The sequence below is a fragment of the Bradyrhizobium macuxiense genome (assembly GCF_001542415.1).
Classification (GTDB): domain Bacteria; phylum Pseudomonadota; class Alphaproteobacteria; order Rhizobiales; family Xanthobacteraceae; genus Bradyrhizobium; species Bradyrhizobium macuxiense.
Window position 1 is genome coordinate 1 of record NZ_LNCU01000098.1, and the last position, 20844, is coordinate 20844.

The window sequence follows — 20844 nt, forward strand, 5'->3', positions numbered from 1 at the left end:
TGCCAGCCATGCCAGGATCTGCTCTCGTTGTGATCGAGCCCGAATTCGTTTTTCGCAGTTTCAAAGCTGTCTTCGATCGCCCATCGATGGCCTTCGACCGCGACCAGCGTTTCAATTGATGTTCCTGCCGGGCACCAGGTCGAGAAGAAGGCGAGGTCATCATCAGCGATACGACGCCGGATCAGCAGACCGCGTGTCCAAAGACCTTGATCGACGCTGTTGAATTCTTCGGCATCGAGATCGGCTAGTTCGAGATAACACCAATCGTGCAGCCGCGGTCCTTTGGTTCCGGCACCGGCCGACAGGCGCTTCCAGTCGGATGGGCGTCGCGTCCGGGCGAGTTCCGCAGCCGTCCCGGCGACCGGCGGTCGCTTGCCCCAGGATCGGAATACATGAGCGCTGTTGACCCCAAGCACGTAGCCCTTGCCGGCCCGACGCAATTGCTGTTCGAGGTCGCCAACACCGTAAACGGTATCGCCGGCAACCCAGTTGAATGGGACAGACGCCGCTATCGCCCGTGCGATCATTCTCGTCGCAAGCTTTGGCTTGGTCGCAAAACCGACGTCGGCAGGCACGTATGTGGCTTCCAGGCGATCTGGATCGTCGGTCCATTCCTTCGGAAGATATAATGCGCGATCGATGAACGCATGGCCATGACGCGAAACGTAGGTAGCGAACACGCCGATCTGGCAGTTCGTAATCTTGCCTGCCGAACCGGTGTATTGCCGCGCCACGCCGCACGACGCCTTCCCCTGTTTGAGAAAGCCGGTCTCGTCGATGACGAGGACCGCATCGTCGTCTGCCAAATGCTCCATCACATAGTCGCGGACAATATCGCGCAAGGCATCGGCATCCCAATCGCTGCGACCCAAGATCGCCTGTTGCCGCCAAGGACCAGGATCGCCAGCGGCCTCCGCGCGCATCCAACCGGTCTTGCGTTGCTCATCACCGAGCAGACCTTCCAGAAACAGGCCCGCGTTCCTCGCAACACGTTCTTGCCCGAACAGCGGACGTATCCGCTTCTTAACCTCCCGAAGCGACGCAGCCCACAACGCAAGCGTCTCTTCAACTGACGCTGCCTGCGCCCACAATCTTCGAATCATGGTTGCCCATGGATTCAGAAACTCTCAGAAAACACAACTGTAATGCTAGGCCGCCGTGGCGACCGCCCCTCGACGTCACATCGGCGAACAGTGTCTCGCTCGATCAGCGTCTCGGTGAGGACTACCCAAACGTCAGCTTCATTCATCAGGACTGCACGTCTATATTTTGGCATTCGGTGAAACGCGCCGAAACTAAGAAAAGCCTTTAAAACAAGCGGTTTTTGCCTAGCCTGTTTCGGGCTGCTTCGGCGGGTTTCGTCAAATCTAGGGCCCGGCCCAAGCCTCTCTCAACCCTTCCACGGAGACTGAGAGGCCCGAGGCCGAGCCCATGGTCCAAACTCTTTGGGAGCCTGAAGCCGTAATGGATACTACCACGACCACTGAACCCACTGGCAAGCGCGGCCGCAATGGCAGGTCATCCTGACCGATCGCATGTGCCAAAGCGCGTCGCCAAGCGGGTCAAGTTTTACGATCGCGAATGCCCGGGCCTCTACGTCAGCATCACCAGGGCCGGCGTTGCGACCTTTTTCCTTCAAGTTCATCGATCGGCAGACCGGCAAGCAGCGCACCGGATGGCTCGGTACCTATAACCCCGAGACCTTCACCGTCGAGGATGCCCGCAGCAAGGTCTGCGGCCTCAAGGCCATGGGCGGCGAGGCGCTGGCCGAGACCTTCCGCGAGCAGAAGGCGGCGAAGGCCAAACGGGGCAAGACGGTCGACGAGATCATCGAGGAGCGGATCGAGTGGATGCAGGTGCCGGTCCGCAAGCCGGACGGGGAAATGCGGCCCCGGATCGAGACGTGGGAGAACGTCGCCAGCCATCTGCGGCGGTTTCTCAGCCCCCGGCTCGGCAAGAAGCTCGCCAGCGAGGTCACCAAGCACGACATCGCGAGCCTGTCGAACGACATCGTCGCCGGCAAGATCGGCGTTCCCTCGATCGCCAATGCCCGCCACATGCGCCGCGCGGCCTCAGGCCTGTTCAACTGGGCGGCCGAGGCCGGCCGCGACTATGTAACCGCGAGCCCCTGCGTCAACTTGCCGAAATTCGACCCGGAACATCCGCGCACCCGCGTTCTCTCGCCCGACGAGATCAGGACTTTCTGCCACGGTCTCGACCGCGACGACTTGCCATGGGACCGCCGGATCTGCCTCGCGCTCAAGTGCGAGTTGGTCACCATGCTGCGATCCTGCGAACTGCTCGGCGCGCATCGCGACGAACTGATCAATCTCGACATCATTACGCAAGCTACGCTACGCTTGATACGTGCGCCGGAGCGGGTCCGATGCATGCAGTTGCACTATCCCGATCTCGCCACACCGACGCAGGATCAGCAGCGTCTTCTCGCCGACGAACGCTTCGACCAATTGCAAGGAGCCATTCTACCCGACGGCAACGGCGGTTGGCGATACCTGCTCGAAACCGCTATTTTCCACGACCACAATGCACCCGATGACCACGCCGCACTTAAAGGCCTGTCAAACGTCCGCAGTGCAACTGAGACATTTGACTTTGGTTACAGCGACGACGCGCATGCTTTCGCAAAATTCGAGGCCTTACTGCGCGCCAGAGGGAACTGGTTTAACCCGCAACCTTGGCTGCTCACGTTCCTGCCTGCATCCAATGCTATACAGATAGCACGCGAGATCATAGGAAGATTAAGCCACGGGGACCTTGGGCCGTTCGGTCGCGTCACCTTCTATCCCCTGCGACGTGAAGCATTCCGTGCGCCGCTGGTTCGGATGCCCGACGGAGCTGTGGTTTTTGTCTTCAACGTCATCCGAATTCCCGTCTCGAAAGACACCAGGCAGATCGAGCGGATGATCGCTGACAACCGGAGCATCTACGAGCGCGCTCGCGAGGCTGGCGGCGTGTTGTACCCGGTCAGCGCGCTTCCAATGTCGCCGGATGATTGGCGGATGCATTTCGGATCTGCATGGCCGCGGTTGCTTGGCGCCAAGCGGCGATACGATCCGAATAACCTGCTCACGCCAGGCTATAACGTGGCCTAGCCGTCTCTGGCCCCTACGTGAAACACCACAGTTCCGGCAGTCGAACAGCATAGCCTGGCGCTTTCATTGAGGCTCGGCGGTATCCGGCCTGGCTGGAGGAGGAAGCAAGTAACATCCTTGCATCCAACAACAAATTCCACAAACCTGACCTGATCGGACTCAGAAGAATCGAAAACCCGATGGTCGAAGGACAACAATGAATCCAGACAACTACTTGCTCGGTCGGGGCGGCGCTGAGGTGGAGCGGCTCAAGCGTCAAATTGTGATGCTTGCCTCTGATTCTGACACGCAGCTGGATCGAATCGGAATCAAGAACGGCGAAAGAGTCGTCGACCTCGGTTGCGGACCAGGAGGCGTTCTGCACCTTCTTGCGGAGCGCGTTGGGGCAAATGGGTCCGTGCTTGGCATCGACCGAAGCAACCAGTTCGCGCAACTGGCACGCCGCTTCGTTACGGATTGCGGACTGCCGCAGGTGGAGGTCCGAGAGGGCGACGCCTATAATACAAGGTTGCCCAAGGCCAGCTTCGACGGTGCTCATATGCGGCTGCTGCTCGTCAACCTGCCACAGCCGGGGCGGATCGTGCACGAGTTCGTTTCGCTCGTGCGCCCCGGCGGGTGGGTCGCCAGCTTCGAGGCCGATTACGTTCCACACTGTTTCGACCCGCCGTTGCCCGCATGGACACGCCTGCTCGACGCATATTCCGCCTATGCGCAAGCGCAAGGGATCGATCTATCAGTCGGGCGGCACCTCCACCGGCTATTCCGCGATGCGCGGCGTAGTCGATATCCAAGTCGACGCGATCATTCACGTCTTCCCAACCGGCCACGAGCGTCGCTCGTTCCCATACGGCCTGATTGGCAATGTTCGTGACAAGCTCGTGGGTGGCGGGTTCATCAAGCGGGAGGACTTGGAGCGAGATATTGAAGCGCTCGAAAACCACCTGTCCCGGCCTGGCGTGCAGGTTACGTCGAACTTGTTCTTTCGGCTTACGGGTCGGCTGCCGCAGTGAGGCTGAAGTATGATACAGCAGAGCCAAATCCACCTAGCCCGCATCGAAGCACCGGGGAAATGCCGAAACAACCCTGCTTATCCTTGCCCAGCATACTGAAGCGAGCGACGATAACGCTACGGCGTTTGCCTTTCGTGGGAAGATCAACGGCCATTCCGACAGTTGCCTGCATTAGCCGACATTGAGCCCGCAATGGGGATTTATCTCCTTCGGAATGGCCGAATAGCAGACCGAGGGCTTTCGGGGGTTCGAGCAAGTGGAGCGCTACCGCCTTTCCCCACACCAACCAAACCCGATATCTCAGTTCGGTAGCCGTGGGGCGAGTGCAGATTTACCCTCACAAAGGCGAAAGTTGAAAGAGCTCCGGCTGCAGGTCAGGCGAAAGCGGCCTCCGTCGTGGAAAATCGAAAACCCGGCCCGTATTCGGTGCCGAGATCGCACGGCAGGGGGCCATCGGGTGAAGTTGTTCGTTCAATATTGTCCTCGCGATCCGTGTATCGGTCCTGAGTGAGGGCCACGCGCTGTGACCAATGGGCAAGTGTCATTTGATATTGGATCAACCGATCCTCGCGGGCACGAGCCGCCTTGCGCCGCATCCAGCGGGCGACCAATCTCGACGAGAGGGTCGCCTTGCCAGAGAGGTTCTGAGCCGTCCTGGACGGGACGAGACAATCCACGCCGCAAACTCGCGGCCTGCTCGCTTCGCGTCGATTTCTACTTTAGCCGTATCGTGACCCCACCCACGGCTGCGGATACCTCCGCGCCGACCTTGGGACCGCTGAGCTGCAGGATGACGCCGTTGGCATTCTGCAATTGCACGCCTTGCGCGCCGGCCGCGATCGCACCGCCGGCTCCGGCCACGGTGTAGGAGCCTTCGATCGAGGCCGGCCCCCTCAGATTGATCGCGTGCCCGACGAGCTTGGTGGTGGAGGCACCGATAGTGAAGCCGACGCTCATGCCCGACACGGTGAACGGGTAGTGCTTGCCACGGAGCGTCAGTATGCCCTCGCCGCCTCCGACGCCCACGATGAAGCCACCCTTGGTGAAGATCACCGCGACGGCACCGGTTTCGGCTCGCGAAGACGCGCTAAAACCAGCCGAACCGACCACCAATGCAATCAGGGCAACGAGCAGACGAGCCTTCATATCTTTCTCCTCAAGGGATCAGTGCGATAGGGAGCTATTGCGCGAGCAGCAATGCGAAATAGCCGAAAATGGTGAGCAGGATGCCCGACACCGCGTAGCCGACCGGGAATTCGGTCCAGGGCAAAGCGGCATCAACCAAGTCACGCCAATCGTCGGCTCACCCCCGGTCCGACGAAGAGTCGGTCGATGCGTGCGGACCTGGCGTTGAACATGGAAGGGCCTCTGATGGTCACTGAACGGATTCGTTAAGCCACGCCCCCGCCCGTACCTTTGATCCAAGTCAAGCAGCCGCGCGTTTCAAACACGATCTCGGCGGCCTTCGGTCGCTCAGCACGTTGCCAGGCCATCGACCAATGACCGAAGCGGCCACGAATTAAGATCTGGTCGCCAGCGCCCTCTCAATCGGCTGGATCAGAGACTGCGCCGTGAACGGCTTGATCAGATAGGCGATGCACCCCGATTCCATCGCCGCCATGCGGGTCGCTTGCTTATCGTTCCCGGTAATGTAGATGACAGGCAAGTCGCCCCCCAAATTTGCGATGAGACGTCGCAGTTCAATGCCGGAGCCATCGCTGAGATTAATATCGAGAATGAGACAGACGGCTCTACGGAAGTCTCCGCAACTCAGCAATCCTCCAGCCGTCTCGAACAGTTCGGATTCAAAGCCGTGCTCCCTCAACAACCGCTTGATCCCCCTGAGCATCGAGGGATTGCCGTCCACGACGAAAACAACGTTCTGCGTCGGCAAGGCGATCGGTCTCGATTTCCGAGGTTGCTGATCCGGCACCGCAAACTCCGGCGGATCGGTCGCTTGCGGCGAACTCCACTCTCCGGCCGATACTCTCGGTCGTCCACCGCGAATTCCGAGATACGCCTCGTCTCAGGGCGCTCATATTGTCCCTTTGGACAGGACAATGGACGGTAACTTGCAACGAGGCCAGCACTACCCGCCGGGATCTGTTGCGGGATCGGACGTGCCAAGTCGCTCCGCGATCGAGACCAGTTCTGCAAGGGACCGGACCCGCATCTTTTCCATGACCTGGTGGCGATGCGCCTTCACGGTACGCTCGGTCGTTCCGAGCTCGTGAGCAATCTGCTTGTTGAGCTTGCCGCGCACGATCAACTCAAACACTTGACGCTCGCGCGGCGTGAGCGCTGAGACGAGGGCACGAAGCGAGTCAAGCTTGCTGCGTTGACTGAGAGCGAGCTTCTGGCGCGCCACGGCGCGCTCGATCGCGTCAATCAACTGGTCCGATGAGACAGGCTTCGTGAGAAAATCCTCGGCGCCCGCCTTGATTGCCTTCACGGTCGTCGCGGTATCGGCGTGCCCGGTCAGGAACACGATTGGAAGGATCGAACCGAGCTCGATAAGGCGGCTTTGGAGTTCGGGCCCGCTCAGGCCGGGGATGCGCACGTCAAGCAGAATGCATCCGAGCCCCTGATTGCCCGGAAGCCGATCCAGCAAATCCTGGGCCGACGAATAGGTCGCAACATTGTAGCCCGCAAGCTTAAGCCGACGCTCGATCGCTGTTCGAAACGACGCATCGTCGTCAACCACGTGAATGCGGCGGGGCAACTCTCTCTCCTCGGCGGCCGACACCAAGGAAAGGAGGTTGGTCGACCAGACATAGGAACAATGGCCATTGAACCATTGATTCGAAATGGCGGATTTGTCGAAGGTCAATCGTTCGCTTCCGGCTGTGTGAGTCGGCAATCCGGATTTCTACGGATTAAAACTCCATAAAGGTTGCCCTTGCGTCCGCCTAACCGCCAGCGGCGCGGATGAACGAAATACGGATTCCCGCCGGGCTGGCTTCTGCCCTGGTGTGTCGCTGCATTGTCCGCGCAATGGAAAATCAAATGGACGCGGGTAGCCTTACCCTCTACTAGCCCAAACCGCCGAGGTCTGGCGGCGGCGACAACGTGCGGAACGTGACCAAGCTCGACGCGACGACCATTGGATAGGCATCGGCCGCCCCCCCCGATCGAGGTCGTTGAACCCGACCGCCGGCTGGGTGCACACCAAAGCGTATGCGTGACGAGTTCAAGTCGGAAGTCGACAAGCAAGCCTGGATAACGGCGGCGAACTTGGACGGCGCCTCACCCACAGTGTCGGGGTGAGGCGCTTATATGCTGCGAACTGAAGCGATTGGCAGGAAGCCGCCAAGTTAGCATTTGGTAACGACTTGGCCATAGGCATTGGTCACCTGAACGCAACCCGGCCTGACGGCATAGGCACCGGCCGCGGCTGCCGTGGCGGCCGCAGTGCCGTAGACCGCGCGGCGCGTGGTTCGCCGTGCGACTCCGGCATAGCTCATTGGCGTCAATGGTCGTCCCACCCGTGCTTCTGAGGTGGAGACCAGCCCTTGTTTGACATCAACGGTGCCGTTCCAGAGGAGCCCTCCCGCAAGGGCCACGGCGGCGGTGAGAAGCACAAGCGTCTTGCGAATCGAGATGGTCATTTCTTGGCTCCATCAATTGTGCCTGCAGGCACTTCGTCAAATTCGATCATCGCGTTGGAATCGAGGCTGACCTTCGTCGCGCCCTCCGGCGGTTTGAAGGTGAAGGTGTCCGCATTCGCGGCGGCGTCGGTCTTCCAATCCTTGATCCGCAACGTGTATTGCGGTGCCCCGGCAAGGGTCTTGCTGGTGATCACATATTTGCGCGGGATTGGCTGCGCACCCGTCTGGATCCAGATCTGCCAGTCTGTATCATGTCCGCGAAACGCAAGATGCTCGCACTCCACGCCATCGACGACGCCCTGACCGACATGATGGCCTTCGATGACGTCGGATGTCAGCACCTCGAACGAATTGGACAGCAGCAGATCGGTGCCGGGCATCGCGGCACCTGTCCTTGCCTGGAGGACGTCGACGAGCTGGTCGATTGTGCCGGGCGCATCCGCCTGCACATAGGCCTTGGCATTGTTGCCGTAGAGCGAGACGGTTTTCCCGTCATAGACGAGATCGACATCGCTATATCCCCCGGTGCGCTTGAACCGGAGCTTGTCAGGCCGAGTCATGCTCAATTGCCCTGAGCTGGCGAACTGAATCTTCTGCAGCTCGGGCGTAATGACCTCGATGTCGCTGTCGAACGTCGCCGTGATCGATTTCTGTGCCGCGGTATAGTCCGTCATTGCCTTGAGCAGGCTTGCGGAATCATCGGCGCGTGCGCCGCGACCGGCCGCGAACGCTAGTATGGCAGCCGAGGCAACCGTTGCCGAACTGCGGATAAGTGCGCGACGTCTTGTGCTCTTCATGTCAATACTCCATGGGCCTGCGACCAACGTGAAACCGCTGCGCAATCGAACGTTGATTTGGATCAAGCCTCGAAACTCAGCCAGCGGACCATCTTTGGCTCAGTCTGCAGACTAGCCTTGCCGATCGAACGTACGAAGTTGCCCCCGGTCGAGGATTCTGATTCCGCGCTGTGTTTGACCCACGAAGTCAAGGACTCCCACTCGCCGCAATCGGGACAACGCGCGAGATACAGTTTCCAGCGTCAAACCAAGGTAGTCGGCTATGTCTCGACGCGACATTGGGAGTGTCATGACGCCCGCGGCGGTAAGCTCCTGTCCATTTCGAGGAGGAACGTCGCTACTCGTTCCAGCGCATCCTTCCGTCCCAGAAGAAGCACGTGATCTTCGGCGTGTTGAAGATTTCTGGTGGTCATGCTGAGCAGGTTGCGCGTGAGAGCGTCATCGGCCCGGGCCATCCCCTCAAGGCTTTGCCGCTTGACCAGACGAAGCATCGTTGTAACGACCGCTTCGGCCGTGAATCGATGCGTTTCGCCGTTCACCAATCGGAAAATATCGCCAACCGGGTGAAACGCACCAATCTGGCGCCTTCCATCGATCAGCAACTTGTAGCTTCGCACAGCGCCGCTTTGGACTTGATACACATAGTCCGCCGGCTCATTCTCGCCGTAGATTTCGGTCCCTTTCGAGTACGTAAATTCAACAAGACTGCGGATTCGAACTGCTCGCCATGCCGAACTCGCCAAGTGTAACAGCACCAGGAATCTGGTCTGTCGTCATGCGCACAAGCAAAGCTGACACCCCTGATAAATCTGCAGGCGCGGGATATTTCGCGAGAGAATATCCTAATTTAAGGTGGCTTCAAAGGTCATTGTACCAAGGGACAATGCAACAGGCCGATTTTGCGAGTTTGATCATTGCGCAATGATTCTCGGATCGTGCCGCGCATGATCTCAATTCAGTCGCTTACGGAGCCTCTCGATGATCTCTCTCAGTTCGTTGGCGTAGTCCTCGATGAGTCGACGAACGTCCTTCAAGCGCGGCTGCTTCTCGATCGTCTCGTTACTTGCCGATGGCCTTTCAGCCTGGATGCGAATGAACCGCAGCGGACGCATCGACCGCATGGGCACCGTTGATCTTTCCGGCATGCAGGTCTTGCTCGCCTAGAACTGCGTCCCGGATCACCGGAGCAGTTCTTTTGGTTCATACTCGGTATGCAAGCGAGCATCAGGACCTCTGAACCAATTGAAATCGATTGAGCGGCACGACGCCCTCGCCATGCTGAGGGAAACGACCATGCTGTCCCTAAGGTCATTGTCCCAAGGGACAATGCACGAGAGATTGTGTCTGCTGCATTACTGTCGTGTCGTATTCCGTCATTCTGGTCTTAGATGCCGCCACTCTGGTACGTCACTTTCGAGGTCCGCAGAGGCAGCACGTTGCCCAAAAGGCGAAGTCCTCGGGAAACGAGAACGTTCGAAAGCGAAGCAGACGCTAAGAAGTTTGCGCGCGGCCTACTCGCCGAATGCCGCGTTGTCTTCGCGGGCACAATCAATCCCCATTCGCCCAAACGGCTCATTTCTTCGGACTGCATCTTTGACTGGACTTGCGAGGGAAAGAGCGAGGCGTCGTAGTAGTCCGGCGAAAGTGCGGACTAAGCTCCACCAATCTGCGACGGTGGTTTCCGACTAGGTGTTGCCATTTTGGCACGGGGGTCTTGATACCCGTGATCTATAGCGGCGACTTAGCTTGATAGTTTGCACTCACGGAGACGGTGAAATGAAGAGATTTCTACTTGCCACGGTTGGCATGGCGGCGCTGGGTCTGGGTGGCCATGCCTCGGCTGCTGATCTTGCGGCGCGCCCGGTTAAGGCGCCCCCGCCCGCTTTGACCTCAGTTTATGATTGGACCGGCTTCTATATCGGCGCCAATGGCGGGTGGGGTCAGAGCCGCAATTGCTGGGGGCTCGTGCCGGTAGCCGGCGCCGTTATTTCTGATGGGTGCAGCACCCGAGGCGGAGGAGTGTTCGGTGGTCAGATCGGCTACCGTTGGCAGATGGGACAGTTTGTTTTCGGCCTTGAAGGACAGGGTGATTGGGCCGACCTGCAAACCTCTCGTCAGAGCCTGGTCAATCCGGCCTTCTCAACCACGACGAAGGTGGACGCTTACGGTCTCATCACCGGCCAGATTGGTTACGCCTGGGATGCGGCTCTCATCTATCTGAAGGGCGGCGCCGCGGTGACAAGCAATCGCTACGACGTGTGGACCACGGTCGGTGGCATAGGCGTGGCCTCCGCTACTGCCACTCGTTGGGGTGGCGCATTGGGTGTCGGGTTCGACTATGGCTTCGCCCCGAACTGGTCTGTCGGCATCGAGTACGATCGGCTATTTATGGGTGACGCGAACAATTCCTTCTCTGTCGTCAATCCGATCGTGGCAGGCGCTCAGAACCGGATTGGTCAAGACGTCGACCTGCTGACGATCCACCTGAACTATCGCTTCGGCGGGCCGATCGTAGCGAAGTACTGATCTCGAAGTCGCAGACAGACTTGAAGCCCCGGCAATCATTTGCCGGGGCTTGGCATCGCAGGAAGAGCTCGATTCCAAAGGCATCGATTGCTCCGGAAGTATTGCCCCTAGCTGAATGAGGCAACGGTGTTTCGTCGTGTCGCCCTTCTTTCCGTTGCTGTGAGCATTGTCAGCTTGTCAGGAGCGGCCGCTGCTGATCTTCCAGCTCGAGCAGAACCGGTCGCCCCCGCCTATGTACCGGCATTCTCGTGGACGGGATTCTATCTTGGAGGTGAACTGGGTTGGCTACGAACGGACCCCGAATACACGACCGGAGCGTTGGTGTTCGGCGGGCCTTTCGTCGTTTCGTCCACATCCAGCAAGGATGGCATGAGCTACGGGATCCTGGCCGGCTACAACTACCAGATGGGCAATCTGGTGCTCGGTGTTGAAGGTGACTTCGAAGGCTGGACGGTCGGCAAAGTCCGCTACACCTCCCTGACCGGAGACTTCCTTACGGCGCACAGCAAATGGGGTGGCTCAGTCCGTGGGCGGCTCGGCTACGCGGCCGATCGCACGCTGTTCTACGTTACTGGAGGTGCCGCGTTCGTATCAGACGAGACCTCCGTTCCTACGACAGGAATCTCGATCGGCGGCGACGGCACGCGGGCGGGATGGACGGCCGGCGCCGGCGTGGATTACGCCTTTACGAACAACTGGTTCGCTGGGCTGGAGTATCGGTACTCAAGATTTGAGTCGAAATCCTTCATCTATCCAATGCCCATCCTCAATCTTGGACTTGTCGGCTTCACCCAGGAACTGAACAACAATCAAGTGAATGCACGGATCGGCTTCAAGTTCTAAGAGTGAACTGAATCCTGGCGCAGGCAATCTCGCGCTGCAAGAGCCTTGTGCTCGCAGTCTCGATCGCTGCAAGCAGCGTGCTCTGCTTTGGTCGCTCCTGTTGAAAGAGTCGCTACTTCGCGGAAGAGAGGGCCCTGCCCGAGTTCGAAGCGAATGAGACGGCGCCGTGTCGATCGGTAAGCAGCAAGGCCCTGGAGCGCCGAGCCGTCATTTGATCTGAATCAAATATGCTTGTCACAATCTCGATGCGAGATATGACGCGACGTCATAGGAGGACTTTGTATGACCAATTTCCGTCAGATGATCTGGATGCTCATCGCAGCGTTCGGTCTCGCTTTGTCGAGCGTACAAGGCCATGCGCAAAGCCGACCCGACGCCGACGAGCCCGGCCTGATCGCCGACGACGGCTACCAGCTCGATCCGGAGTGGCAGAAGCAGGTCGTCTATTACCGCAGCAATGAAGCGCCCGGCACGATCATCGTCGCGACCGCCGAGCGCCACCTCTATCTCGTGCAGGGCAATGGCCGTGCGCTCCGCTACGGCATCGGCGTCGGCCGCGAAGGCTTTCAGTGGCAGGGGCTGGTGACCATCACCCGCAAGGCGGAGTGGCCGGACTGGGTGCCGCCACCGGAGATGATCGCCCGGCAGCCCTATCTGCCACGCTTCATGGCCGGCGGCCCGGGCAATCCGCTCGGCGCCCGCGCCATGTATCTCGGCACCACGGTCTACCGCATCCACGGCACCAACCGGCCCGACACGATCGGCACCGCCGTCTCCTCCGGCTGCTTCCGCCTCGTCAACAACGACGTCGCCGATCTCTATAACCGCGTTCCCGTCGGCACCAAGGTGATCATCCGCCAGAAGCCCGAACTGTAATCCTAGCCCGCTCACGACACGATTTTCCCGATCATTCGCGAGAAAAACAATCCATGCGCACATTTCGAGGCGGCCTGACCATCGGGCTCGCGGTCGCCGTATTGGTTGCGGCCGCCGCCATCACCTATGAACGTTACGATACGAAGACGCTGAAGCGCACCATGCGCCGGGGCGAGGTGCTGTGCGGCGTCAACAAGGGCTTGCCGGGCTTCTCGAACCCGGACGACAAGGGCAACTGGACCGGCTTCGACGTCGATTTCTGCCGCGCGGTGGCATCCGCGATCTTCGACGATCCGTCGAAGGCGAAGTTCGTGCCGCTCGACGCCAGCGAGCGCTTCAAGGAATTGCAGAACCGCAAGGTCGACATCCTTTCGCGCAACTCCACCTGGAGCATGTCGCGCGAGGTCAATTACGACCTCTATTTCCCCGCGGTAGCCTATTATGACGGCCAGGGCTTCATGTTGCCGCGCGCACGCAAGATCGATTCCGCGCTCGACCTCAATGGCAGCAAGGTCTGCGTCCAGGCGGACACCACCACCGCGCTCAACCTCGCCGACTATTTCCGTACCAACAACATGACGTACACGGAGATGAAGTTCGGCAAGCCCGATGATGTCGTGAAAGCCTATGATTCCGGCCAGTGCGATACGCTGACGTCGGACGCCTCGCAGCTCTATGCGCTGCGGTTAAAGCTCTCCAAGCCGAACGATCACATGATCCTGGCGGACATCATCTCCAAGGAGCCGCTCGCGCCAGTGGTCCGGCAGCGCGATGACGACTGGATGATGATCGTGAAGTGGACGCTCTACGCCATGATCAACGCCGAGGAGCTCGGCGTCACCTCGAAGAACATCGACGAGGCACTGAAGTCGAAGAAGCCCGAGGTGATGCGCCTGGTCGGCACCGAAGGCTCCTATGGCGAGGATCTCGGCCTGACCAAGGACTGGGCGGTGCGCATCATCAAGCATGTCGGCAATTACGGCGAGGTCTACGACCGCAATGTCGGCGCCGACTCCAAGCTGAAGATCCCGCGCGGCATGAACCAGCTCTGGAACGCGGGCGGCGTCCAGTACGCGCCGCCAATACGCTAAGAGCATCACGGCCGATCTCGCGGCGACATGATGCCCGCCGGGGATTGATCCATATCAAGCCTGGCGTGCGCGGGCGGCAAACACTGGATGTCTGCCTCTTCCCCAGCATGACGCGTCCGGCAGGTCGCGCCGAACGCGAGAACGGAATGTTCGATTGCACAAGACGCCCCTTCGCTCTCCTTGCTGGAATACTGCTTGTCTTGTTCGTGGCAGATAGCCCGGAAGTGCACGCGCAGACGCTGAATGCCGTCAGGGAGCGCGGCGCGGTCAATTGTGGTGTCGGACTGGGATTGCTAGGCTTTTCGAGCCAAGACGACAGCGGCCACTGGACGGGCCTTGACGTCGACATCTGCCGTGCAGTTGCGGCCGCAATATTTGGCGATCCTGACAAGGTGACGTTCGTGCCGCTCGACGTCTCGACGCGCTTCACCGCGCTGCAGTCAGGCAAGATCGACGTATTATCGCGCAACTCGACCTGGACCATGTCGCGCGAGACTTCGCTTGGCCTGATGTTCACTGGCATCGCTTACTATGACGGCCAGGGCTTTCTGCTGCGCCGGGAGGCCGGCATCGATACCGCCCTGCAGCTTGGCGGTAAGACGGTATGCACCCAGACCGGCACGACCAGCGAGCTCAATCTGGCGGACTATTTCGGTGCTCACGCCATGCCGCTGAATGTGCTGACACTCAGCACTGCTGAGGAGAGCCGCAGGGCATATGAGGAACGCAAGTGCGATGTACTAACGAGCGACGTTTCGCAGCTCTACGCGGAACGTCTCAAGCTCGCGGTTCCCGACAGTCACATCATCCTGCCGGAAATCATCTCTAAGGAACCGCTGGGGCCGGCGGTACGGCAGGGCGACGATCAGTGGTTCAATTTGGTCAAATGGACGCTCTACTCGCTGATCAATGCCGAGGAGCTGGGCGTCAAATCGGCGACGATCGACGACGCGCCAAGATCTACCAATCCCGACATCCGGCGCCTCGTCGGAAGCGAAGGTGAGTTCGGTCAGCAACTGGGGCTCGAGAAGGACTGGGCCGCGCGTGTCGTTCGTTCCGTAGGCAACTACGGAGAAATCTACGAGAGAAACGTCGGAACGCAGTCGTATCTCAGCATCCCGCGCGGACTTAATGCGCTCTGGACCCAGGGCGGAATCCAGTACGCGCCTCCCGTCAGGTAGGGAACGCCGATGAATGTGGACTATTACTCGCTCTTGACAAAGGCTGTGGCGGGCAAGGACGCAGGCGCGCGCGACCAAATCTACGAGAACGCCTATAACCTCATCAAGAGATCCCCCCTTGCGCCCCAAGTTGTCTCGTCGCACGCCGCCGCGCTCGCCGACGCCATCCGGCGGATCGAGGATGAGCTCGCCGCCAAGGAGGTGAAATTTTCGACTGACGTCAATGGGGCTTTGTCTCCGGACAAAAAATGGAAGCCGCTACTCGTCACCGCCTCCGCGGTTGTCGCCACTCTCGCCCTGGCGGCCCTGATTTACGGATTTGTCGCAAGCAGGGGCCCCATTGGCGGCGGCGCGACGGCATCAGCAACAAAGGCACCGCGCGGACGAGACGACACCGTCGCGACAGATCTGAAACCCGGAGTTGACGGCGGCTCTACGGGCGAAAACCTGCCTTTCGCGTATCAGCGCCAAGTGGTGTTCTATCGTACCACCGTTGTCCCGGGGTCGATCGTGGTCGATCGCGAAAACCGCTTTCTCTATCTGATCGATTCGAACAATTCCGCGCGTCGCTACGGTATCGGAGTCGCGCCGGAGTGCCTGAAAGGCGGCAGCTTCTTCCACGTCACCAACAAGCTTGAATGGCCCGACTGGAAGAGTCCGGCCGCGAGCATGAAAGACGCGGACTCGTTGCTTCCGTCGACCGGCCGCCCCGGCAGTCCGCTGGGCGCCCGCGCGCTGCTGCTGGACAAGCCCGGGTTGCTCATCCACGGCACGAACTCGCCGAAAACAATCGGCCATCTGGTCGCCTCCGGATGCATCCGGCTGGTGAACGAGGACGTCGAGGACCTGTACCGGCGGGTTCCGCTGGAAACGCGCGTGGTGTTTGTCAGTTAGTCGCAGCAGTGTGACTGCGCGCTCGTCAATTCAGGAGATCTGGAGGATGGTTGATCTAAGTCAAGCCTGATGCCCAACCGAGCCGACGACAACGGAAGCCGAGCTGATTGCTCCGTTCGGCATCCTGTAACGGGATAGAGGGGAAATATGCGACAGATTCGATTGTCACTGACATGCGCTAGTCTGGCTCTCAGCACTGCGATCCCTTGGTGTCACAGCCACCAGCAGATCGGCGAATGCCGTGATCTACTGCCAATATGTTGACTATCCGGTAGGCTGTGTAGCAAGCGCCGGCGTGGTGCTTCGGCCACGCCCGGTCGCCCGCGCCGCCGCTCGAGAGGCGGTCCGACCGGGAACGCCAATGAATCGCGGCGGCCCCATCGACCGCGTTGGACGTCGCTGAGAGCTCATCTCCCGTCACAAACTTTGGAAAAGCGGGGCTGTCCAAAGTTTGTGAGTCCGGAGTGAATTGTCAGCGCCAGTTCTTCTGCATCGCGTTCATGACGGTATCTGACTTGTGCGTCTTGCAGTAGTTGCCAACGACTTTGCCGTTGCGCTCGACGTAGCGAAAATCAACAACGCTGAGGTTCTTTGACGCGCTGAAATACCCCGCCATCCACGAGCTGATCAGCGCCTGTCTTTCCCGATCTGACTCCAACAATTGCTTGCAGGTAATGAGGGACAGGTCGACCACCACTTGTGCCTTGGCAACCGAATTCATGGCGAGGAGCGCGACGGCGGTAGCGGCGACGATTGAGAGCTTCATGACTATCTTCCGATTTGTTTTGATCACTGGCCGGCCGTAGAGCGCTCAAGGCCAGCCATCACGGTTTGAGTGGGATTGGTGGCGCACCACGCCTTTACGCTTGCGACGTTTCGTGCGTAGGCGTTGAGATCTACAAATGCGTATCCCTTCTTTTGATTGAACCACCCGCTCATCCACGCGGAGAACACGGCAGAGTCGCCCGTGGACATTGCGAGATACTGTGCACAGGTGATGCGCGCCATGTCGACACTCGTTTGAGCGTGCACAGGGCTCGCCATCGTAACGCCTGCAAGAAACAACCCTGCAGCCAACTTCTCCATAAGAATGCTCCCTTGTTACAGTAAGTGTAGTGAGGTGATTAACGCGAAGGCTCCGTGGCATGGCTTGATCTAGCGCAACATCAGCGCACCAGGACTTGATCTCCGTCGTTCGAGTGGGATGTCTGGTTTGGGGCTTCTTGCCACGGCTCTGGTCTGGTCTGACTTAGGCACCACCTGGCTTGCGCCTATGCCAAGCAACGGGTGGAAGTGTTGAACGGCCGAAGAGAGCTGCGACAATGAAACTTGAACTGTCAGGTATCGCGCTGCTCACGATGATCGTTCCCGTGCAGGCGCTGGCCGCGACGCTCTGCGTGCCGAGGCGACGTTCCTCGACCAACTCGTCACCGTAGCCGCAGTGCTCGAACGACGATGCACCGGCTACGAGGTCAATGGTGCTGGCGCTGTCCAACTCGGCTCCAGGCTTCTCGGCAGTACCGGTGCCGCGATGGCAATGATCGGCGCCTATGACGCGGCTATAAAGGCCCACGATGGCAATGACTACGACCCGAGTAGATTCCGCCCTGAGGTGTCCGAGGCGCCAGCAAAACGTTCAACCGAGTCCAGGCGGACTTGACAAAAAAGCTCGAGAGCGGCCTGCGCCGACTATGGCGATGCCAGCGTGGCGCGTGGCCTGCTGCGACGGTATTGAAGCTGCCATTTGCGCGTCTTGGCTCGCGATCTCTTGCTCCATTCGGGGCATAGCAGCGACATTCAGTGGGGAGGCAATTTGCGAGGCCGTCGCGAATCCCAACAAGCGGTTCGGGTCGAGCAACAGAGCCGTCTGACGCGCGGCTACGGGAGCCAAAGTGCAAAAGCCGATCGCGACTGTGGTTATGAGCGGGCTTGCGACGGCAGCCCAGGGTCTGTGTTGTCAATGGACACCTTGGCGCAGGGATTCGTCCTAGCATTACAGTTGCAATTGATTGAGGATTCTGAATCCATGGGTGACCATGATTCGGGATCTGATGATTGGTGGTGCGTCGGTTGAAGATACGCTGACGCTGTGGGCTTCCTCGTTGCGAGATGCCAAGCAACGCATCCGTCCGCTGTTTACGCAGGAGCGGGTCGCGACCTCGGCGTGGCAGTTTCTCGACGGACTGTTGGGTAACGAGCCGCGCAAGACGGGTTGGATGCGGGCGGAGGCGGCTGGCGATCCAGGCCCGTGGCGCCAGCAGGCGATTCTGGCCGAGGGCATTGGGATGCCGACGCGCTGCGCCACATTGTGCGTGAGTACGCACTGGAGACGCTTGGCGATGAGGACGCGGTCCTGGTCATCGATGAGACCGGCTTTTTGAAACAGGGCAAGGCCTCGTGCGGGGCCGCACGCCAGTACACTGGCTCGGCGGGCAAGATCACGAATTGCCAGATCGGAGTGTTCGCCTCCTATGTGTCACGGCATGGCCATGCCTTCATCGACCGGGCGCTCTACCTGCCAAAAGAATGGACGGACGACTCCGCTCGCCTGAAAGCCGCGCATGTACCGAGCGATGTGGGCTTTGCGACGAACCCCAAGATCGCGCGTCAGATGATCACTCGCGCGACCGCGGCCAACGTGCCGTTTTCGTTCGTGGCGGCGGACAGCGTGTATGGCACTGGATAGATCGAAACCCTGCTGCGCAAGGCGGGCAAAGGCTATGTCCTGGGTGTTGCGTCCAATCACGTGTTCCGCTCCTGGGGCAAGCAGCGGCCTGTCGCCGGCACCGCCGCCGCGATCGCGCAGAGCCTTCCCAAAAAGGCCTGGCGCCGCCTGTCGTCCGGCGGAGGGACCAAAGGCCCGCGCTGGCACGACTGGGCCTATCTCGAGCTGGCCGATCTCGAAGCCAGCGAATACAACGACGACCTTGCCGGAGAATGGACGCGGGGTCTTCTGATCCGCCGCAACATCGCCGACGGCAGCTTGGCCTTTTTCTCCACATGGTGCCCCAAGGGCACGTCCATGCAGAAGCTGGTATCGGTGGAAGGCCATCGCTGGGCCATCGAGGACAGCTTCGAAACCGCCAAGAACGAGCTCGGCCTTGATCACAACGAAACGCGCTCCTGGCATGGCTGGCATCGCCCTGTCTCACTCGTCATGCTTGCCTTCGCCATGATGGCTGTCATCCGTCATCGGGCCAACACCGGGCCGTTGCTCAAAAAAGCGACAGCGGCCGCGACCGACGCATCGTTCTTGATCCGCTGGTCGATCCAAGAAATCCGGCGCATCGCCACGAAGCTCGCCCAGCGGCGCATCCCGCACGCCCGCGTCCTCGCATGGTCGTTTTGGCGCAGGGCTCATCAGGCAACTGCGCGCAAAGCCCATCTCAAGAAAGAATTGCAACTGTAATGCTAGGCAGAAGAGGCGCCGATGCTGATGAGGAAGGCGACCGGCGATCCGTACGCTGCGCGGACGGGCGATTTTGGAACGAAGTCAGCGCCATCTGCGAGTTGCGATGAGCACCGCTGCATACAAGATCGCTCCGATCCGCACTGTCGCGAACGCGGGGACACTTCCGCTATTTCGAGCGCAGATCAGGCCCTCAGGACGCTTGCTCGTCTGATCGGTCGTCAGATGGCACGTGAGCAGTCCGAACGAGAGCAAAGAGCACAGGCACCGCGACTTCGCCGGAATGAACGAATCCCAGCTCGCAGGCCGCGCTGAGTTTCGCCATCGCTTCAGCAAGCGTTGCGCTTGGCGACCGTAGTTCACGCGATGACGGCATCATGTGTTGTTGCGGGGTGATATGAACGTATGAGCTAAGTCATTGATGTTATTGCGGACGGATTAGGAGCAAAAAACAACCCCAGCAAGCCATTCAGATTGCTGGGGTTTTTCACCAACTTGGTTGCGGGGAGGCGCAACCACCGATACCGACACTCATTAATGGTGACCATTTGAGCTGGGAGGAGCGTTGCCCTCCGAAACCAAAGGCCACACGTTCGAATCGTGTCGTGTGCGCCACTCGCTACCTTACGTCCCAACACGCTAGGGCAGCCTCGGCCTCACCGCTGCTGCGCGACCATTCCCGTAGTCGCCGTTGCTCCGAAGACACGAAGCTCGGCGGACTCAACGTTCGCGTTCCCAGTTGCCCGCCGGGCTCGAAAAGCCAGGCGGCGGCGTCTCACCCCAGGGCTTTGGATCAGCACCGCCCCTGCTTCCAGAGACCGGGTGGGCAGCCATGTCCGCGCCATCCGAGCTTGCGGCCACGGCTCCAGCCGAATGGTCGATAGCCATAGCTATGGCCCCAGCCGTGTCCCCAACCGTAGCCATGTCCGCCTCTCACTTCGATGAGATCGGTATTGTTTGTGGCGCCCTGTGCGAGCGAAGGAGCCGGCGATCGGGGGAATGCCGATGCTGGCGAGGTCACTAAGGCGATCGGCAGGGTGAGCGTTATTCCAAGAAGCAATCTGCGCATGGGGCATCCCGTTTCACATTGAACGCCTCATGCAGGCCGGGAAATGTGGCGAAACGTTTGCTCCGTCCGGCTGGGGGTGGCCAAAATGGTTAGCCAGCGAGAGTTCCCGGCCAAGCAGCCTTCTCAGACGTTAGCTCCAAGGCGGCCGCTCGCCCGGCTTCGGTTAGGCCACCGAGAGTTTGATCGCCCTTCTCGGCGCATTTGATAATTCGGCGCGCAATGTGGCGGCGAGCCTTATGGTCGGCTGGCGGCGTTGGGACAGGGTGGCTGTCGGATAACTCCGCTTGTTCAAATACAGCTTTGAGCATTAGATGCCAGGATAATACGCTCCATCTGGCGTGAGACCTTCTAATTCAACGATGCAGCACTTCGCGCAATTAATTCTGCTCTGATCAAGCATGAAGCAAATCTCTATACGCGATAAGGA

General features: G+C 59.8%; 18 protein-coding genes and 2 pseudogenes. 11 read left to right on the forward strand and 9 right to left on the reverse strand.

Annotated elements, in window-relative coordinates:
* Positions 1–1103: IS701 family transposase (locus tag AS156_RS29085; protein ID WP_066500704.1), on the reverse strand; the 1103-nt coding region annotated here is incomplete at its 3' end.
* Positions 1104–1748: 645 nt separating this feature from the next.
* Between AS156_RS29085 and AS156_RS45050 the strand changes: the two genes are divergently transcribed.
* Both AS156_RS45050 and AS156_RS46120 read left to right on the forward strand, forming a co-directional pair.
* Positions 1749–3113, forward strand: coding sequence for a hypothetical protein (locus tag AS156_RS45050; protein WP_245313117.1), 1365 nt, complete (start codon positions 1749–1751; stop codon positions 3111–3113).
* 265 nt (positions 3114–3378) lie between these two features.
* Positions 3379–3984, forward strand: a complete 606-nt coding sequence (locus AS156_RS46120; RefSeq protein ID WP_430641820.1) for a methyltransferase domain-containing protein — start codon at positions 3379–3381, stop codon at positions 3982–3984.
* Positions 3985–4837: 853 nt separating this feature from the next.
* Here the strand turns inward: AS156_RS46120 and AS156_RS29100 are convergent.
* The 6 genes and pseudogenes from AS156_RS29100 to AS156_RS29125 form a co-directional block, all read right to left on the reverse strand.
* Positions 4838–5269, reverse strand: a complete 432-nt coding sequence (locus AS156_RS29100) for a hypothetical protein (protein ID WP_066511959.1) — start codon at positions 5267–5269, stop codon at positions 4838–4840.
* Between the two features lie 373 nt (positions 5270–5642).
* Complete coding sequence (locus AS156_RS29105) at positions 5643–6056, reverse strand: response regulator transcription factor (RefSeq protein ID WP_245313120.1); 414 nt, start codon at positions 6054–6056, stop codon at positions 5643–5645.
* Positions 6057–6212: 156 nt separating this feature from the next.
* Complete coding sequence (locus AS156_RS29110) at positions 6213–6845, reverse strand: response regulator transcription factor (protein WP_066512351.1); 633 nt, start codon at positions 6843–6845, stop codon at positions 6213–6215.
* A gap of 592 nt (positions 6846–7437) precedes the next feature.
* Positions 7438–7731, reverse strand: a complete 294-nt coding sequence (locus AS156_RS29115; protein WP_066511960.1) for a hypothetical protein — start codon at positions 7729–7731, stop codon at positions 7438–7440.
* Positions 7728–8528, reverse strand: coding sequence for a DUF2092 domain-containing protein (locus AS156_RS29120; RefSeq protein WP_066511963.1), 801 nt, complete (start codon positions 8526–8528; stop codon positions 7728–7730). Before AS156_RS29120 ends, AS156_RS29115 begins: the two co-directional genes overlap by 4 nt.
* A 111-nt stretch (positions 8529–8639) precedes the next feature.
* Positions 8640–9317, reverse strand: a pseudogene (locus AS156_RS29125) (helix-turn-helix domain-containing protein).
* A gap of 222 nt (positions 9318–9539) precedes the next feature.
* Between AS156_RS29125 and AS156_RS43075 the strand changes: the two are divergent.
* From AS156_RS43075 to AS156_RS45065, 8 genes are all read left to right on the forward strand, one after another.
* A complete protein-coding gene (locus tag AS156_RS43075) occupies positions 9540–9692 on the forward strand; it encodes a hypothetical protein (RefSeq protein WP_160331160.1) in 153 nt (50 codons plus the stop codon).
* Between the two features lie 612 nt (positions 9693–10304).
* Positions 10305–11054, forward strand: coding sequence for an outer membrane protein (locus tag AS156_RS29130; protein WP_066511966.1), 750 nt, complete (start codon positions 10305–10307; stop codon positions 11052–11054).
* A 126-nt stretch (positions 11055–11180) separates the two neighbouring features.
* Positions 11181–11897, forward strand: a complete 717-nt coding sequence (locus AS156_RS29135) for an outer membrane protein (protein WP_160331161.1) — start codon at positions 11181–11183, stop codon at positions 11895–11897.
* 282 nt (positions 11898–12179) lie between these two features.
* Positions 12180–12773: a L,D-transpeptidase gene (locus AS156_RS29140; RefSeq protein WP_066511971.1), complete on the forward strand. Its 594-nt coding sequence runs from the start codon at positions 12180–12182 to the stop codon at positions 12771–12773.
* Positions 12774–12826: 53 nt separating this feature from the next.
* Entirely contained in the window at positions 12827–13864 is a 1038-nt protein-coding gene (locus AS156_RS29145) for an amino acid ABC transporter substrate-binding protein (protein ID WP_066511972.1), read from the forward strand.
* A 146-nt stretch (positions 13865–14010) separates the two neighbouring features.
* Complete coding sequence (locus AS156_RS29150; RefSeq protein WP_066512354.1) at positions 14011–15045, forward strand: amino acid ABC transporter substrate-binding protein; 1035 nt, start codon at positions 14011–14013, stop codon at positions 15043–15045.
* A 9-nt stretch (positions 15046–15054) separates the two neighbouring features.
* Complete coding sequence (locus AS156_RS29155) at positions 15055–15939, forward strand: L,D-transpeptidase (RefSeq protein ID WP_066511974.1); 885 nt, start codon at positions 15055–15057, stop codon at positions 15937–15939.
* A gap of 196 nt (positions 15940–16135) precedes the next feature.
* Positions 16136–16342 (forward strand): hypothetical protein, encoded by a 207-nt coding sequence (locus AS156_RS45065; RefSeq protein WP_136626499.1) that lies wholly within the window; start codon positions 16136–16138, stop codon positions 16340–16342.
* Between the two features lie 69 nt (positions 16343–16411).
* Here the strand turns inward: AS156_RS45065 and AS156_RS29160 are convergent, their stop codons facing one another.
* Both AS156_RS29160 and AS156_RS29165 read right to left on the reverse strand, forming a co-directional pair.
* Positions 16412–16705, reverse strand: a complete 294-nt coding sequence (locus tag AS156_RS29160; protein WP_066511977.1) for an HdeA/HdeB family chaperone — start codon at positions 16703–16705, stop codon at positions 16412–16414.
* Positions 16706–16728: 23 nt separating this feature from the next.
* Positions 16729–17025: an HdeA/HdeB family chaperone gene (locus AS156_RS29165; protein WP_066511980.1), complete on the reverse strand. Its 297-nt coding sequence runs from the start codon at positions 17023–17025 to the stop codon at positions 16729–16731.
* Positions 17026–17975: 950 nt separating this feature from the next.
* On the opposite strand from AS156_RS29165, the pseudogene AS156_RS29170 reads away from it, so the two are divergent.
* Positions 17976–19196 (forward strand): annotated as a pseudogene (locus AS156_RS29170) (IS701 family transposase).
* The last annotated feature ends 1648 nt before the right edge of the window (positions 19197–20844 follow it).